Origin of the sequence: Luteitalea sp., assembly GCA_009377605.1 — a bacterium.
GTDB lineage: Bacteria > Acidobacteriota > Vicinamibacteria > Vicinamibacterales > Vicinamibacteraceae > WHTT01.
The window spans coordinates 1-512 of the sequence record WHTT01000368.1; the positions used below are offsets into that span (position 1 = coordinate 1).

1 protein-coding gene is annotated in these 512 nt (G+C 61.5%); it reads left to right on the forward strand.

What is annotated here, in order from left to right; all coding sequences use genetic code 11:
* Positions 1-20: 20 nt before the first annotated feature.
* Positions 21-512 (forward strand): group II intron reverse transcriptase/maturase (locus tag GEV06_29325; GenBank protein ID MPZ21937.1); only part of this gene is annotated, 492 nt, incomplete at its 3' end.

Below are 512 nucleotides of genomic sequence, written 5' to 3' on the forward strand. Positions count from 1 at the left end.
GCCCGAAGCGGTCGGCGCATATGGCTATGCGCCGGATCTGGGGACAGTTGCAGGCGGGTGGGAGATGGATCGTTGACGCGGACATCGCCGATTTCTTCGGAACAATCTCGCATGACCGACTCGTCGCTCTCGTGGCGGAACGAGTCGCCGACGGCAAAGTGTTGAATCTGATGCGTCGGATACTCACGGCCGGAGCGCTGCGAGACGGCGTCTACGAAAGCACGATTGCCGGTACGCCACAAGGCGGAGTCATCAGTCCATTGCTCAGTAACATTTACCTGCACGTTTTCGACGAGCAGATGGAGCGGGCTGGATTCCAGGTCACCAGGTATGCCGACGATTGGCTGGCTGTGTGCCGGACTCGCGAGGAAGCGGCACGGGCGCTGGCGAGCGCTCGTGCGGTGCTGGAGCAAGAGCTGGGTCTTCGGATTCACCCGGAGAAAACCCGGATCGTGCACGTCAGCCAGGGGTTCGAGTTCTTGGGCTACAAGATCGGACTCGGCAAGGGGCTG